At 74.3% G+C, this 15,837-nt stretch carries 12 protein-coding genes; 2 read left to right on the top strand and 10 right to left on the bottom strand.

Features of this window, described 5'->3' with window-relative positions; translation table 11 throughout:
• Window positions 1-13: 13 nt before the first annotated feature.
• From Actkin_RS16550 to Actkin_RS16510, 9 genes are all read right to left on the bottom strand, one after another.
• Window positions 14-2,761 carry a helix-turn-helix transcriptional regulator gene (locus Actkin_RS16550; RefSeq protein ID WP_258903291.1) on the bottom strand — a complete coding sequence of 916 codons (2,748 nt, stop codon included), beginning with the start codon at window positions 2,759-2,761 and terminating at the stop codon, window positions 14-16.
• A 161-nt stretch (window positions 2,762-2,922) separates the two neighbouring features.
• A complete protein-coding gene (locus Actkin_RS16545) occupies window positions 2,923-4,197 on the bottom strand; it encodes a cation:proton antiporter (protein ID WP_258903290.1) in 1,275 nt (424 codons plus the stop codon).
• A 196-nt stretch (window positions 4,198-4,393) separates the two neighbouring features.
• Window positions 4,394-4,936: an EF-hand domain-containing protein gene (locus Actkin_RS16540; protein WP_189210448.1), complete on the bottom strand. Its 543-nt coding sequence runs from the start codon at window positions 4,934-4,936 to the stop codon at window positions 4,394-4,396.
• Window positions 4,852-5,694 (bottom strand): alpha/beta fold hydrolase, encoded by an 843-nt coding sequence (locus Actkin_RS16535; RefSeq protein WP_258903289.1) that lies wholly within the window; start codon window positions 5,692-5,694, stop codon window positions 4,852-4,854. Before Actkin_RS16535 ends, Actkin_RS16540 begins: the two co-directional genes overlap by 85 nt.
• Entirely contained in the window at window positions 5,691-6,923 is a 1,233-nt protein-coding gene (locus tag Actkin_RS16530) for a cytochrome P450 family protein (RefSeq protein WP_258903288.1), read from the bottom strand. Before Actkin_RS16530 ends, Actkin_RS16535 begins: the two co-directional genes overlap by 4 nt.
• A complete protein-coding gene (locus Actkin_RS16525; RefSeq protein WP_258903287.1) occupies window positions 6,920-7,957 on the bottom strand; it encodes a methyltransferase in 1,038 nt (345 codons plus the stop codon). The genes Actkin_RS16530 and Actkin_RS16525 overlap by 4 nt, the downstream gene beginning before the upstream one ends.
• A 13-nt stretch (window positions 7,958-7,970) precedes the next feature.
• Window positions 7,971-8,804, bottom strand: coding sequence for a class I SAM-dependent methyltransferase (locus tag Actkin_RS16520; RefSeq protein ID WP_258903286.1), 834 nt, complete (start codon window positions 8,802-8,804; stop codon window positions 7,971-7,973).
• A 15-nt stretch (window positions 8,805-8,819) separates the two neighbouring features.
• Window positions 8,820-10,544 carry an ABC transporter ATP-binding protein gene (locus Actkin_RS16515; RefSeq protein ID WP_258903285.1) on the bottom strand — a complete coding sequence of 575 codons (1,725 nt, stop codon included), beginning with the start codon at window positions 10,542-10,544 and terminating at the stop codon, window positions 8,820-8,822.
• Window positions 10,541-12,382 (bottom strand): ABC transporter ATP-binding protein, encoded by a 1,842-nt coding sequence (locus Actkin_RS16510; RefSeq protein WP_258903284.1) that lies wholly within the window; start codon window positions 12,380-12,382, stop codon window positions 10,541-10,543. Before Actkin_RS16510 ends, Actkin_RS16515 begins: the two co-directional genes overlap by 4 nt.
• A 329-nt stretch (window positions 12,383-12,711) precedes the next feature.
• On the opposite strand from Actkin_RS16510, the gene Actkin_RS16505 reads away from it, so the two are divergent.
• A complete protein-coding gene (locus Actkin_RS16505) occupies window positions 12,712-14,160 on the top strand; it encodes an NAD(P)/FAD-dependent oxidoreductase (protein WP_258903283.1) in 1,449 nt (482 codons plus the stop codon).
• A gap of 38 nt (window positions 14,161-14,198) precedes the next feature.
• Complete coding sequence (locus Actkin_RS16500; RefSeq protein ID WP_258903282.1) at window positions 14,199-14,936, top strand: class I SAM-dependent methyltransferase; 738 nt, start codon at window positions 14,199-14,201, stop codon at window positions 14,934-14,936.
• Window positions 14,937-15,090: 154 nt separating this feature from the next.
• On the opposite strand, the gene Actkin_RS16495 is transcribed toward Actkin_RS16500, so the two are convergent.
• Window positions 15,091-15,609, bottom strand: a complete 519-nt coding sequence (locus Actkin_RS16495) for an EF-hand domain-containing protein (RefSeq protein WP_189210440.1) — start codon at window positions 15,607-15,609, stop codon at window positions 15,091-15,093.
• Between the last annotated feature and the right edge of the window lie 228 nt (window positions 15,610-15,837).

The raw sequence follows: 15,837 nt of genomic DNA, 5'->3' as shown, positions 1-15,837 counted from the left end.
TGCTCGGTCCGTCCTAACCGGACGGGCCGAGCACCGCGGTCAGCTCCCTGCGCGAGTCCACGCCGAGCTTGTGCAGCGCCCGCGCGACGTGCTGTTCCACGGTGCGCACCGACAAGCCCATGCCCGCCGCGATCTGGCGGTTGGTGCACCCGGCCGCCGCCAGCCGCGCGGCCTCCCGCTCCCGGGGCGACAGCTTGTCCCCGTACCCCGGCCGCCCGCGCTTCGGGCCAGGCAGCGCGTGATGGGCGCGCAGCACCTCGCGACACCGCTCTGCCCGCACCACCGCCCCCAGTCCGCTGTACAGCCGCTCCGCGGCGCGCAGCGGCGGGACGCCGTCGCGTCCGGCGGCGAACAGGCACTCCGCGTGCCGCAGGAGGGTCCGAGCGTGCCACTGCGGTCGGCTCGCGGTCAGCGCCGCGGCGGCGCGGTAGCCCGCGTCGGCGGCGTCGAGGTCTCCGCGCTCGTGCGCCAGCACCGCGTCGGCCAGCGCGAGAGCGGCGTGCGCGGCCGGGCAGTCCAGGCCAGCGACACCCGCGCGATGCTCATCGACCACCCGCTCCGCGTCGGCTTGACGGTCCATAGCGGACAGCAGCTCCACCGCGATCGGCGTCACCTCGGTCGCCCACACCCACATGCCGGTGCGCCGGATCACCCCGAGCGCGTCGTCGACGCCGCGCACCACCGCGGACCGGACGAGCCGCTGGTGCCGCAGCTGGGCGACCAGCACCCGCGCGGTGGCCAGCACCGGCGGCGGCCCCTCGCCCGCCGCGGCGCGGAGCAGGGGGAGCGCGGCGGCCGCATCGCCCTCCTCCGCGGCGAGCGCGCCCGCGATCACGCGGCACTCGGCGGCGATGCGGGGCAGGCCCGCCTGGCGCGCGGCCAGGTCCGCGGCGCGCTGGCGCAGCCCGGTCCACCGCCCGCTCAGCCAGTCGAGCAGCACCGAGGCCACCTGCAGTTGCTCCTCCACGTAGGGCGAGACGTCGTCGAGTCGGCGGGCGCGGTCGAGGAACCGGGTCGCCTGGTCGTAGTGCCCGAGCCAGGACGCGGCGTCGACGAGGTTCAGGCAGCCGCGGGTGTGGTGCCGGGCGGTCTCGGCGTCCGGGGGGTCGGCGAGGATCCACTCGGCCTGCCCGGCGGCGCCCGGCTCGCCCCGGGTCATCAATGTCGTCACCCGGTTCACCTGGTACGCGACCCGCGCCCGCGGGTCGGTGAGCGCGTCTGCCAGCGCCTCCGCCTCGGCCAGCCACCGCAGATGGACGTCGATGTGGTGGTGCCCGGCGTGCACGTTGGCCAGCGACGACATCACCCGCGCCGCCAGGTCGGGCCGGGGGCCGCGCAGGTCGGCCGCGGCCAGCTCCAGCTCGCGGTAGCCGTCCTCGGGGGCGCTCGCCTGGTTGAGCAGCAGCAGGCCGAGGTCGGCGCGCAGTTCACCGCGGATCGAGGGCGGCAGGTCCACGGTGGCGAGCAGTTCGCGCAGCAGCGTGACGGTCGCGCCGACGTCCACCCCGTCGAGCGCGGCCCGGCCCAGCTTGAGGGCCAGGCGGCTCCGCTCGCGGGCGTCGTCCGCCGCGGTGAGCAGTTCGCGGAGCGCGCCCACCGCCGTGCCCGTGTCACCGACCTCGACGGCCCGGTCGGCGGCCAGCTCGGCGTGCACCAGCCAGCCCCCGACGTCCCCGGCGGCCCGCAGGTGGTCGCCGACGCGGCGGTGCGGTGGCGCGGCCGAGGCGAGCAGCACCTCCGCCGCCCGCCGGTGCAGCCGCCGGGCACGGGCCGGGCCGATCGTCCGCAGGACCGCCTGCTCGGCCAACTCGTGGCGGCATCCGTACCGCCCGCCGTGCTCCCGCAGCTCCGAGCCGGTCACCGCGTCCAGCGCGGCCTCGCCCGCCTCGGCGGGCACCTCGGCGACGGCGAGCAGGTCGGCCGCGGTCGCGGGCGCGCCGAGCACGGCGGCGGCGTGCACGACGCGCCGGGCGACGTCGTCGAGGCGGTCGAGCCGGGTGGCGATCGCCTCGGCGAACCCGTCCGGCACCAGCCCGCCGTCGAGCGCGTCCCACGGCGCGCCCTGCGTGACCGCGGTGCGCACCACCTCCTCGATGGCGAACGGGACACCGCCCGTGCGGCGCAGCAGCGCCTCCGCGGCGGCGGCGGGTGGCCGTTCGCGGACCATGGCGTGCAGCATCTCCGCCGTCCCGCAGAGGTTCAGCGGGTCCAGCCGCAGCCGGGTGCCCGGCAGATCAGGGGCGCCGGGCCGGTGCGCGAGCACGACCGACAGCCCGGCAGGCAGGCGCCCGGCGAGGAAGTGCAGGAAGTCGGCGGTGCCGTCGTCGGTCCAGTGCAGGTCGTCCAGGACCAGGACGGCCGGGCACGCGGCGGCCAGCGCCGTGCGCAGCGCCCGGTAGACCCGGTGCCGCTCGGCACGGACGTCACCCAGCGGCGGCAGTCCCGGGGGCAGCCGGGGGCCCAGTTCCGGGAGCACCGGCACCAGCGCGCCGAGCAGCGGGTCCGCGCACCACGGCGCGCCCTCGTCGGCGAGCACCGCGTCGATGAGCGGCGCCAGCGGCAACGGCTCCCGCAGCGGCTGCCCGGCCCCGCACAGCCAGCGACGGCCGCGCAGCTCCCGCTGCTCCCGCAGTTCGGCCAGCAGCCGCGTCTTGCCGACCCCGGCCTCACCGTCGATCCGCACGACCGCCGGAGCGCGCACGAGGTCGAGCAGCGCCCGCAACTCCGCGCGGCGTCCCACGAGGGGCGTCCGTCCCGCCATCCCGACACCATACGACTCCCCGCGAGGACCGTCGCCGGTCCGAGGAGGACAGGTGAGAGTGCCTGCCGCGCCGACTCCACACTCGACGCCCGCGACCTCGATGCCGGGGTGTGGGCGGTCGGGGGTGACGGCGTGGCGGCGGATGCGCAGGCAGCGCCCCGTCAGGGCTGGCAGGCCCCTCCGGCAGGTCCTGGCTCGGGCACCCTCGGATGGGTGATCCTGGACGGCAGGTCGGCGTCGAGCAGGCGGGGTGGGTAGACCACGCGCAGCAGGGGGCCGGTCATCGCGGTGGCCACGATGGTCATCACGACCATCAGCGAATACAGCGCGGTGTCCAGGAGCCCGGCCCGCAGGCCGATGTCGAGGACGATCAGTTCGGTGAGGCCGCGGGTGTTCATCAGCACGCCCAGAGTGGCGGCGTGGCGGGAGGATTGGCCGCAGGCCCGGGCGGCGGCGTAGGCGCCGAGGAACTTGCCGGAGACGGCGATCAGCAGGATCAACGCCAGTTCCCCCACCGCGGTGACGGTGACGGTGGAGAGGTCCACCGCCAGGCCCGCTACCGCGAAGTAGACCGGCAGCAGCACCGAGCCCAGCGGCCTGATCCGCGCGACGATCTCCGCCCGCAGCGCCTCGGTCCCGGCGCGGGGGATGACCGCGCCCGCGAGGAACGCGCCGAAGATGAAGTGCAGTCCCAGCCACTCCGTGGCCGCGCCCGACGCGGCCGCGAACACCACGACCCCGGCGAGCGCGCTCGGCGGCAGGGGACGGCCACGCCGCGCGAGAGCGGCCGCCACCCTGGCCAGCGCGGGCCGCACGGCGAACACCATGACCAGGAGGTAAGGCACGGCGAGGACGGTCTGCCAGCCGCTCTGCTCGCCGGTGAGGGTCAGCACCGCGGCCAGCAGGCACCAGACCACCGCGTCGCCGATCGCCGCGACCGCGACGGCCAGCCCGCCCACGGCGGTGCGGTGCATGCCGCGGTCGGTGAGGACGCGGACCAGGACCGGGAACGCGGTGATCACCATGGCCGCGCCGAAGAACAGCACGAAGGCAGGCGTGGTCCCCGTGCTCTCGTGCGTGCGCGCCAGGTACAGCGCCAACAGGGCGCCCGAAGCGAACGGCAGCGCGATGGACCCGGCGGCCACCCCCGCGGCGGCGACCCGCTGCCCGCGCAGGAGCCGCTGGTCGAGGTCCATGCCGATGACGAGCATGAACACCGCGACGCCGAGGTCGGCCAGCGCGGCCAGCCCGGGCCGGACGTCCTGCGGGAACAGCGCTTCCGGGACGGCCCCGGCGAACAGGGTGGGGCCCAGCAGCACGCCCGCCGCGATCTCGCCGACGACCGGCGGCTGCCCCACCCGTCTGGCCGCCGCGCCCAGCACCTGCGCCGCGACGAGGATGACCGCGAGGGCGAGCAGGAGCATGGCCGTGTTCACCGGTTCACTCCAGATCACGCGCGGGATGCGCGACCAAGGCGGCACGCCTCGGAGAGGCCACCGGGCGCGAGGGCGTGGCTCCAGGTCGAGCCGAGGACCCCGATGAGCAGGCGATGGCCTGGCAAGGGGCGGTCGCCCGTTCGCCGGAGCGGCCGGGGATCGCCAGCCACTGCGGCCACGTCATCGCCGGGTTCGGTCACGCGCGCTCGTCCCACCCGGAACGGACGGCCAGGTAGTCGTCCTTGCTGACCTTGCCGTCGTGGTCGCTGTCCATCTCGTCGAAGAGGTCGTCGACGTAGCGGGTGATGGCGTGGGCCTCGGCGAAGCGGTGCCAGTCGTCCCGGCGCATGAAGTCCTCGCCGTCGGCGTGCAGGAGGTGCCAGGTGGCGTCGAAGACGAGGTTGTGGGCGTCGTCGGTCTCCCCGGCCATCAGGTGGTCGGTGATCCGGGCGAACTCGTCGCGGGTCAACCGGCCCTGGTCGTCCAGCCGGGCGATCGAACCGATCATCCGCCATTGCACCGCCGACATCCTCGGCATCAGGTCCGCCGCGGTGGTGAGCATCTCCGCCACATCGGCGGGCAGCGGCTTCCCGGTCGCGTCACCGGCGGCGACCTTGTCGAGCATCGCGGTGGAGAGCCGGGTGGCGCTCGCGATCAGGTCCGACTCGGTGAGGTAGCCGTCGCCGTCCACGTCGGCGCTGGCGAAGGTCTGATCGATGAGCTGCTGTTTGGTGAGCATGGGTCTCCCGTGCGGGCTCGTTCGGCTGCGGACGGACCGGTGGTCATGCGCCAGGCGCGGTCGGCGAGCAGGTCGACGACCAGCTCCGGGCGGCTCCACTGCGGACAGTGCCCGACGGGGAACTCGACCAGCTCCGGCCCGCGCGCGATGAAGGCGGGCGCGATCGCCTCCACCAGGCGGTCCTCGGTGCCGCGCAGATACGTGGCGGGCAGGTCGCGCCAGGCGGCGTGGGCGAGCGGCCGGTCGGACCCGCTCGGGTTGGTCGGGCTGAGGCGGGCCAGCGCCGCCTCCGCGCGGTCCGGGCCGCAGTCGTTGAAGAGGATGCGGCGGGCGTACTCGCGGTCGAGGTGGGCGAGGCCGTCGCCGCGGAGGACCACACCGCGGTCCGGGCGCTCGCCTCGCCTCGCCGTGGCGACCGCCGCCGTCATGAGGCTGACGAGGCTGTCCCCGATGTCGGGAACGGCCGCGTTGACGTACACGAGACGGCGCACCGCCGGGTGCGGGCCCGCGGCGGACTCGGTGATGACGCCGCCGCCGTAGGAGTGGCCGCACAGCAGCACCGGCGGCTCCAGCCGGTCGAGGGCCCGGCGCACCGCGCGCACGTCCGCGGCGAAACCCGCGTCCCCGGCGTCCGGCCCGATCGACGGCAGGTCGATCGCGCTCGCGGCGATGCCCCGACGACGCAGGCCCGCGGCGACGTCGGCCCACATCCACGCCCCGGTGAAGGCGCCGGGAACCAGGACGACGGCGGGCGTCACCGCGGCACACCCGGGTGGACCGGCAGCTCGCGGAGACCGCGCAGCCCCATGCCCGGCCGCCACCTCGGTTCCTCCGGCGAACAGGCCAGGCGCAGGTCCGGCCAGCGGCTGGCCAGCATCGCGATGGCCGTGCGGCACTCGGCGCGGGCCAGCGCCGCGCCGGGGCAGGTGTGGATGCCGCCGCCGAAGCCGAGATGGCCGCGCGGCTCGCGGTGGATGTCGAAGCGGTGCGGGTCGGGGACGTGGTCGGGGTCGCGGTTGGCCGCGCCCGGGAAGACCAGCACGGTGTCGCCCGCGCCGATCCGCCTGCCCGCGATGTCGAGCGGCGCGACGGCGAAGCGCATCGTCGCGGTCTCGATGGGACACCAGTGGCGCAGGGTCTCCTCGACGGCCGCGCTCGCCAGCCCGGGATCGCGCCGCAGCGCCGCCCACTGGTCGGGGTGGCCCGCCAGGGCCAGCGCCGCGCAGCCGATCACGCTGGCGGTGGTCTCGAACCCGGCCGCGGTCAGCAGGCCGATCATGGCCAGCAGTTCGGTGTCGGTGAGCCGGTCGTCGGCCGAGTCGGGGTTCAGCAGCCTGCTGACGAGGTCGTCGCCCGGCTCGCGGCGCTTCAGCGCGACGACGTCGCGGGCGTAGCCCTCCAACTCCGCGCCGACGTCCCCGTCCGGCGCGTCGAGCGGGCTGGACCGCGCTGCCGCGCGCACGGCGAAGTCCCGCAGCCGGTCGTGCCAGGATTCCGGGTAGCCGAGCACGTCGCCGATCACGGCCAGCGGGAGCGGATACGCGTAGGCGCTGATCAGGTCGACCTCGTCGGAGCGGGCGGCCGAGGCCAGCAGCCGGTCGGCGTGCCCGGCCATGGCGGGGCGGAGCCGGGCGACGAGCCGCGGGGTGAACGCTTTGGTGAGCACCCGGCGCAGCCGGGTGTGCTCGGGCGGGTCGGTGAACAGCATGGTGGCCTGGGCCCCCGGATGCCGGGTCTCCGGCCGCCGGGCGATCTCCTCGGGCGACAGCGCGCGGCGGGGGTCGTTGGCCAGGCCGCGGTGGCGCAGCGCGGCCTCGGCGGCGGCGTGACCGGTGATCATCCAGAAGCCCTCGGCCTCGGGCTGGTGCGGCAGCCGGACGAAGCTGACCGGGTCACGGGCACGGAGCGCGTCGTAGAGGGGGTGGGCGGTGGCGTGGAAGTCCTCGGCCGTCAGGTCCACGGTCGTGCTCGCGAGCTGGGTCGTCATCCGGTGGGCACCGCCTCGATCAGCGAATACGGCCCGAGGAGGGGATGCGTGGCGACGACCGCGAACCCGCTGCGCGCGCACAGGGCGGCGAATTCGCCCCGCCCGCGTTCGCGGCCGCCGGTATTGACCAACATCGTGATGTCGCTGAGGTACGGCGTCGGGTCCGCGGGGTCGATCCGGTCGGGCAGGACCGTCTCGACGATGAGCAGCCTGCCGCCGTCCGGGATCACCGCGCGGCAGTGCCCGAGCAGGGTGGCGCACCGGGCGTCGTCCCAGTCGTGCAGGACGCTCTTGAGCAGGTAGCCGTCCGCCCCGCCGGGCACCGACACGAAGAAGTCGCCCGCCACCGTCCCGCAGCGGTCGCCCACGCCCGCCGCGTCCAGCGTCGTGGCCGCCTGCGCGAGCCCTTCAGCCCTGTCGAACAGGACGCCGCGCAGCGTCGGGTTGGCGCGCAGGATCTCGGCCAGCACGGTGCCGTCGCCGCCGCCGATGTCGGCGACGGTGTGGAACCGCGAGAAGTCGTACGCTCCCGGGAGCGCCCGCGCCACGGGCAGGGTCATTTGGCGCATCATCGCGTTGAACCGCTCGGACAGCCGCGGGTCCGCGCCGACGTGGGTGAAGAAGTCCGCGCCGTGCACCCGCTCGAACACCGGCAGGCCCGTGCGCACCGCGGCGTCCGGCCGGGCCCAGGTGGCCAGCATCGCCGGGTCGGTGAGCAGCAGCACCGCGGTGTGCAGCGAGTCCGGCCGGTCGCTGCGCAACAAGGCGCCGGTCTCGGTGAGCCGGTAGCGGTCCGGCCCGGTCTCGGCGACGAGGTCCAGGGCGGCCAGCGCGCGCAGGAGCCGGGTGGTCGCGTCGGGATGGGCGTCGACCGCAGCCGCCACCTCGGCGCTGGCGCGCTCGGCGTCGCCGAGCCGATCGGCCAGCCCGAGACGGGCGGAGATGCCGACGACCTGCGCCGCGATCGTGCCGTACATCAGGGTCATCAGTCGCAGGTGATCGGCCGTCGCCCGACCGGCCTCTATTGTGGACATGTCGGTCTCCTGGTCACCGTGGCGGACAAGGGGTCACGCGCGTGTTGTGCAGGTGATATCGCCTGCCTGGGGGAGTGCGGTCGATCAGCGCGGTGGTCAGGCGCATGCCGAGCGGCAGCGCGCGCCAGACCTCGGGCGTCGCGCGCGGCAGCGTGCAGGTCCGCTCCACGGACAGGCCCCACCGGGCGAGCTCGGACGCCGGGTCGTCGACACCCCAGGCGGGCCGCGCCCTCATGTGCCGCAGGGTGTCGTGGGAGTCCATCATGGACACCGCGGTGGTCGTGAAGGTGTCCATGATCAGTCCCGCGCCCGGGAAGTGCCGCCGGATGTGCCCGACGGCCTCGGCGGCGCCCGTCCGGGAGGCGTAGATCAGCACGGCCTCGGACACGAACAGGTAGGGACCGGGCCGGGCCTTGACGGCGGGCACCCACTCCTCGCCCGTGGCGGAGGCGGCCAGCATCGTCCGGCGCTCGGTGTCGGCGAAGAACCGCTTCCGCAGGTCGATGACCTCGGGGAGGTCGTACTCGACCCAGTGGGCCCGGCCGTTGTCGAGCCGCTCGTGCCGGGTGTTGAGGCCCGCCCCGATCTCGACGACGGTGCCCGAGGGGTTCGCCGCCAGGAACCCGGACACCCACGCGTCCACGATCATCCCGCGCAGCACCGCGCCGATCATGCTGCGGCCGGTGCCGAGCCGGGCGAAGTCGTAGTCGATCCGCTCGACCATGGCGACCGACCTCGGGTCGCGGAGCAGGGGCCGCCTCTTGCGGGTCTCCAGCGCCCGGGCGTAGAGCGGGATGAGCAGCGTCTCCTGGGCGGCGGGCAACGCGACGGTGTGCTTGTCGGGCATTCCGGGGTGACCTTCCTACCGGGCGGGCCTGGTCAGGCGCCAGCCTTCGGCGCGCTCGCGGCTGGCCCACAGCCGGGCGTAGGCGCCGCCCGCGGCCAGGAGGTCGTCGTGGGCGCCGCGCTCGACGACGGTCCCCGAGCCCATGACCAGGATCTGGTCGGCTGCGGCGATGGTGGCCAGCCGGTGGGCGACGACGAGGACCGTGCGGTCCCGGCCCAGCGCGTCGAGCGCGTCGCGGACCGCGGCCTCGTTCTCCGCGTCGAGCGCGGCCGTGGCCTCGTCCAGCAGGACCACCGGGGCGTCCTTGAGCAGCGCGCGGGCGATCGACACCCGCTGGCGTTCGCCGCCGGACAGCGCCGCGCCGCCCTCCCCGACCGGGGTGTCCCACCCCCGGGGCAGCCGCCGCACGATCTCGTCGACACGGGCCATGCGCGCCGCGCGCTCGATCTCGGCGTCGTCGGCGTCCGGGCGGCCGACCCGGATGTTCTCCCACAGCGTGTCGTCGAACAGGTACACCTGCTGGAACACCACCGAGACGTGGTCGAGGACGACGGCGGTCCCCAGCTCGCGCAGGTCGCGGCCGCCGATGCGCACCGCGCCATCGTCCGGGTCGGCGAACCGGGCGACCAGCCGGGTCACCGTGGTCTTGCCCGCGCCCGACGCGCCCACGATGGCGGTCGTGGTGCCCGCGGGCACGGTGAACGAGACGTCGCGGAGCACGGGCGTGCCGTCGTAGCCGAAGGTGACGTGGTCGAACTCGACGGACGCGTCAGCGGGAGCGGCTGGCCGGGCGGGTTCGGGCAGGGTCGGTGTGGTCAGCAGGTCCGTCATCCGGCGCACCGCCTCGGTGGCGACCCTCAGGACCGCGCTCAGCTCACCCGCCTGCACCAGCGGGTCGACCGAGCGGGCGGCGAGGACCAGCAGGGCGATCAGCTCGACCACCCGCAGCCCGCCGCCGAGCGCGAGATAGGTGCCCCACGCCAGGATCGCGGTCAGCGCGAGCTGCAGCACCAGCAGGAACACCGCCGCTCCGACACTGCCGCCGAAGAGGGACCGACGCCTGGCCGCGTGCTGCTCGCGCAGGGCGCGTTCGGTGCTGTCGGCGGTGCGGCCCGCCGAGCGCAGCACCGCCTGGTGCCGCGCGAACTCCACGACGCGGTCGCAGGCGGCCGCCGTGGCCGCGTGCTCGGCGGCCTCGCCTCGGCCTACCATGGCCGCCAGCGCCCGCGCGCCCCCGGCGACGACGGGCACGCAGACCAGCAGCGCGACGCCCATCCGCCAGTCGAACAGGACCATCGCCACCACCAGGGTCAGCGGCGTGACGACCGCCGACACCAGCGGGCGCACCAGCCGCGCCGGGACCATCGCCACGTCCATGGCTCCGCGGCCCGCCATGCGGCCCAGCGCTCCGGTCCGCTCGGGACCGAACCAGGCCAGGGGGAGCGCCGCGGTGTGGTCGCCGATCCGGCGGTGCGTCTCACGCAGCAGATCGATCCCGAGCGCGACCCCCACGCTCGTCGTCCACACGGTGAGCACGGAGTACGCGGCGCAGGCGGCGGCCAGCACGCCTGCCCACAGCCACGCGGTCGTCATGTCCTCGGCGAACAGGGCCCGCAGCAGCGGCACCAGCACCACGTACGCCAGCCCGCCCGCGACCGAGGCCGCGACGGAGCCCGCGACCAGCCTGCGGAACCGGCCCCGCGACGGTTCCGGGACGATGCCGCCGAGCAGCCGGATCACCGGCCCACCCCGGCCACGACGTCGGACCGCCCGCCCCGAGCCTGTTCGGCGCAGCGCCACATCCGCGCGTAGCGACCCCCTGCCGCCAGCAGTTCCTCGTGCGTCCCCGTCTCCACGACCCGCCCCCGGTCGAGCACCGCGATCCGGTCGACGCGGGTCAGGGTGTGCAGCCGGTGCGCCACGATCAGGACGGTGCGGTCGGCGACGAGTTCGCTCAGCGCGTCCTGGATGGCGGCCTCGGCGTCGGGGTCGGCGAACGCGGTGGCCTCGTCGAGCACCAGCACCGGGCTGTCGGCCAGCAGCGCGCGGGCGATGCACACGCGCTGGGCCTCGCCGCCGGACAGCACGGCGTCCTCGCCGATCACCGAGTCGTAGCCTCGGGGCAGGGCGCGGATCCGCTCGTCCACCTGGGCCGCGGCCGCGGCGGCGCGGATCTCGTCGAGGCTGGCCCCGGGTCGGGCCAGGGCGACGTTGGCGCGGACGCTGGCGCGCAGCAGCTCGACCTCCTGGAACACGAAGCCGACCTGCCGGTACAGCTCCGCGGGCCGGACGAGCCGCACGTCCGCGCCGCCGATGCCGACCGAGCCCGCGGTGACGTCGGCGAACCGCGGCACCAGCCGGGCCAGCGTCGACTTGCCTGCGCCGGAGGGGCCGACCAGGGCGGTGATCGTGCCCGGGGCGAGGTCCAGGCTGACGTCCGTCAGCGCGTTCTCCCGTCCGTCGTAGCCGAAGTCAACGTCCCGCACCCGCACGTCCGTCCCGGAGGGCCGCAGCGCCCGGTGGTCGGGGACCACGGGCAGCGGCTCGGTGGCGAGCACCTCGGCCACGCGCAGCGCCGCCTGCCTGGCCTCGCCGAGCTTGCCCATGCCGAAGGTCAGCGTGTGCAGCGGCGGCCCGATCGCCAACCCCAGCAACAGGAAGGCGAGCACGTCGACAGGCGTCAGCGCGCCCGCCCCGACCAGCGCGAGGCCGCCGGTGAGCACGACCAGCAGGGTGGTGACCGGCGCGGTCGCGAGGTCGGCGACCAGACCCGCCCGGCTGGTCGCCGCGACCCAGTCCCCGAAGGAGTCGGCGAACCGCGAGGCCGCGGCCCGGAAGCGCCCGCGGACCTGACCGGTGACCCCGAAGGTCTTGACGACCGTGATCCCGTGCACGAACTCGACAGCCCGCCCGGACAGCTCCGACAGCGACCGCTCGTAGTCCTCATAGCGGCTCATCGCCCCGCGCATCGCGCGCGCCGCCACCACCATCGCCAGCACGATGGGCGCGAGCGTCAGCAGTGTCAGCCGCCACTCGACCGTGAGCAGGTAGGCCACCGCCACGACCGGGACGACGACGGCCGCGGTGATCTCCAGCACCGCGTGCGCCACCAGCACGTGCAGGCTCTCCACGTCGTCGACCACCAGCTTGCGGACGCGGCCGGAGTTGCGGCGGTCGAACCAGGCCAGCGGCACCCGGCCCAGCAGGCGCACCAGGTCCAGCCGCAGGCCGAGCGCCAGCCGCAGGTCCGCCGCGTGGGTCACCACTGCGGCGGCCAGCAGGAGGACCAAACGCGCCAGCAGGGCCCCGCAAGCCACCAGCACCACCGTCCAGGCCCGCTCGGCGTCGACCGGCGCGCCGTCGGCGGCGGGCAGCAGGACCCGCGCCAGCTCCGCGATCGCGAGCAGCGGGACCAGGCCCGCGACCGAGCCGAACACCTGCAGCACCACGGCGACGGCCAGCGGACCGCGGACCCGGGCCAGGACCGGCCCCAGGGCGGGGACTGGCCTGCGGGGCCGGGCGGGCGGATCGGTGGACTCGGGGATCGGTGCTGCCGATGCGGACACCACGGTGGACACGCGATCAATAACGGTCCCTCCGGAGTCCGCTGTCAACTCGTCCAACACCATGGTGTCAACCGCCGCACCAGCGCCCGCTGATCCGGATCACCTGGTCACGGCGCTCGGCCTCCGCCAACCCGAACGATGGGCGGTTCCCCAGCGAAGACAACACTTCCGGGTGCATCGGCGTTGATCACGGTGGGTATGTGCGCGGAGATCTTGCGGCCCACCACCACCTCGGGCAGTCTCCGTTGTGCGAGCGCGCGACGCGCGGCACGGCCGCGCCGACCCCGAACCGTTGCGCGGTAGGCACTGTCTTGATCGAATCGATCCCCTCAGGAGTGAATGTGGACGGACGCGCCCGAGTGCTGGTCGTCGGCGGTGGTCCAGCCGGATCCACCGCCGCGACGCTGTTGGCCCGCGAGGGCATGGACGTCACCCTGATGGAGCGGGCGGTCTTCCCCCGCTACCACATCGGGGAGTCGCTCCTGCCCGCCTGCCTGCCCATCCTGGACCTGCTCGGCGTGCGGGAGAAGGTGGAGCGGCAGGGGTTCCGGGTGAAGGGCGGCGCGCACTTCGACTGGGGCGCCGAGCAGTGGGACATCGGCTTCGGCGACCGGCCGGGCTGGGAGGACAGCTACTCCTACCACGTCGAGCGCGCCGATTTCGACCACCTCCTCCTCGAACACGCCAAGAGCCAGGGCGTGACGGTGCGGGAAGGCGTCGAGGTCAAGCAGCTGGTGTTCGACGGCGAGCGGCCGACGGCCGCGCGATGGGCCCCGGCGCAGGGCGGCCCGGAGCGGGAGCTGGCGTTCGACTACCTGGTCGACGCGTCCGGCAGGGCGGGCCTGATGACCCGGTACCTGCGGACGCGGCGGCACCACGAGGTCTTCAAGAACGTCGCCGTCTGGGGGTACTGGACCGGCGCGGGGCCCATCGCCGGGCCGGAGGGCGCGATCGAGATCTGCTCGGTGACCGACGGGTGGTTCTGGGGCATCCCGCTGCGCGACGACCGGCTCAGCGTCGGGCTGGTCGTCCACAAGGACCACTTCGCCGCCCGGCGGGCGCTGGGCCACGACCTGGAGCGGATCTACCGGGACGCGATCGCCGAGTCCCCGGTCATGTCCGACCTGCTGTCCCGGGCGGAGCGGGTCGCGCCCCTGCGCGTCGAGCAGGACTACTCCTACGCGGCCGACCGGTTCACCGGCCCGGGCTACTTCCTCTCCGGCGACGCAGCGTGCTTCCTGGACCCGTTGCTCTCCACCGGGGTCCACCTGGCCATGTACAGCGCGATGCTCGCCTCCGCCTGCCTGGCGAGCACCGTCAACGGGGACGTCAGCGAGGAGCACGCCTCGGCCCACTACGAGCGGACCTACCGCACCGCGTACCTCCGCTACCTGGTGGTCGTCTCCAGCCTCTACAACCAGTACCGCGGCAAGACCTCCTACTTCTGGGAGGCACAGCGCCTCACGCTGCGCGACTGCGCCGCGGACGACATCGAGCTGGCGTTCGCCAACGTCATCTCCGGCATCGAGGACCTGCACGACGCGCAGGCGGCGCTCGACCTCGCCGTGGAGGTCACCGACCGGTCGCTCGCGCAGATGATCGCCATGCGGAAGGAGACGCCCGACCGCGCGGCCGCCGCCTCGCCGCAGGAGAGCGAGCTCGCCCAGGCGCGGGCGCAGCTGTTCAACTCGGGGAAGATGGGCTACGCCCAGACCGGCGGGGTCAAGGCCGCCCCCGGCCTCTACCTGGTCACGAAACCGCGCCTCGGCCTTGCCTACCAGAGCGCCTGATCCCGCGGACACGATTCGCCGCACAACTGCCGGGAGGTATGCGAATGCAGGACTTCTGCTCGTCGGTGGCCGAGTTCTACGATCTCGTCCCGCGAGCGCACCCCGAGGGGGAGCGGGTGCTGCGGGCCGCTCTCTCCGATGTGGACCCTGCCGTGGGCACGGCGGTCGACATCGGGTCGGGAACGGGCCGCACGGTCCGCATCATCGCCGACGCCCTGCCGGGCACGCCGATCGTGGCGTGTGAGCCCGCGCCCGGGATGCGGGCGGTGCTCACACACGCGGTGATCGGCGACGACGATCTCCGCGGCCGGGTCACCATCATGGCCGAGCCAGCGGAGACGGTCGCCCTGCCCGACCCGATCTCGGCGCTGGTGCTCTTCGGCGTCCTGGGCTACCTCGACCCCGACGAGCGGCGCGCGCTGTGGGACCGCGCGCTGCCCCGGCTGGCGCCGGGCGCACCGGTGGTGGTGGAGCTGCTGCCGATCGCCCGGCCCGCGCCGCTGGCGCGGATGAACCTCGCCCGCGAGCGGATCGGCGAGCTCACCTACGAGGCGTGGATGACCGGCGAACCGGTCGGCGGCGACATCATGCGCCTGACGTCGACGTGGACGGTCAGCGGCGCCGCGACCGAACCGAGGGTCGTGCGGAACACCAGCGAGTGGCACACCTTCGGCGTCGAGAACCTGGCGGAGGAGACCGGTCTGGCCGTCGAGCACGTCGCCGGGCACATCGGGGTGCTGCGCGCTCCGTGTCCGGCCCGGACGCCCGCGGGGTGAGCGGAGCCACCTGAGCGGCCGGTCGGAGGCGCTGCGCCTCCGACCGGCGTCGGTCGTTCGCGGCGATCCGGTCAGGTTGTGCCGACGGGACGACCGGTCGTGCTGGCGTCGAGGCTCCGGACGGGCTCTCGGCGCGGTCGGGGCAGGAGGTCGTTCAGGCGCCGAGCATGATGCTGCCGGGCGCGTTCGGGTCGGAGCTCAGCAGCATCTCCCGGACGGCCTGGTCCCACTCCTGCCGGGTGATGTCGCCGTCCTTGTCCCGGTCCATCCGCTGGAACGCCTCCCGGACGTTGTCGGCGGACAGGCCGTCGCGCTGGAGGGCGCTGACCAACTCGCTCTCGCTGATCTTGCCGTCGTGGTCGCTGTCGACGACGTCGAAGAAGACGGAGTTCAGCGGGATGTAGGCGTTCTCCACCAGGTCCTGGTCCATCGACTGGACGTAGGTCTCCTTGGTGATCGCCGAGCCGTCGCCCCGGCTGCCCAGCTTCTGCCAGATCTGCTTGGCCGTGTCCATGGCCTTGCGCGCCTGGGGCGAGTCCGCGGAGATGTTGTACTTGCTCAGGAAATGGGTGATGTGCTCGCGGATGTCGTTCTCGTCGATGGTCCCGTCCCGGTTGGTGTCGAGCTTGGTGAAGATCTCCTCGCGCTTACGGGTTTCCACGTCCGTGGCCACATGTCCTCCTTGCCGGTGAACCGGTATGTCGCTGTGAAGTGCGGTTATCGAGCCGCGTGACAGCTCCGAACCAGGTATAGCCGTCACCCCTTTCCCCCACAACGGCTGGTCATCCAATAGGGCGGGAAGAGTGCCCGGACAGTGGACCGGCGGATGGAGATTCTGATTGTCGCGACAACAGAAGCGTTCACGCGCATATGTTTTCGGTAGCCGGGAACGAATCGAAGA

Source organism: Actinokineospora sp. UTMC 2448 (assembly GCF_024760565.1).
Taxonomy (GTDB): domain Bacteria; phylum Actinomycetota; class Actinomycetes; order Mycobacteriales; family Pseudonocardiaceae; genus Actinokineospora; species Actinokineospora fastidiosa.
Note: the sequence above shows the minus strand (reverse complement) of the source record. Positions and strands in the feature narration are given on the sequence as shown.

Bases quoted from the DNA above. Each gene is read 5' to 3' on its own strand.
- Actkin_RS16530 (WP_258903288.1), bottom strand. From the start codon at position 6,923: ATGACGACCCAGCTCGCGAGCACGACCGTGGACCTGACGGCCGAGGAC.
- Actkin_RS16525 (WP_258903287.1), bottom strand. From the start codon at position 7,957: ATGTCCACAATAGAGGCCGGTCGGGCGACGGCCGATCACCTGCGACTG.
- Actkin_RS16500 (WP_258903282.1), top strand. From the start codon at position 14,199: ATGCGAATGCAGGACTTCTGCTCGTCGGTGGCCGAGTTCTACGATCTC.
- Actkin_RS16540 (WP_189210448.1), bottom strand. From the start codon at position 4,936: ATGCTCACCAAACAGCAGCTCATCGATCAGACCTTCGCCAGCGCCGAC.
- Actkin_RS16520 (WP_258903286.1), bottom strand. From the start codon at position 8,804: ATGCCCGACAAGCACACCGTCGCGTTGCCCGCCGCCCAGGAGACGCTG.
- Actkin_RS16550 (WP_258903291.1), bottom strand. From the start codon at position 2,761: ATGGCGGGACGGACGCCCCTCGTGGGACGCCGCGCGGAGTTGCGGGCG.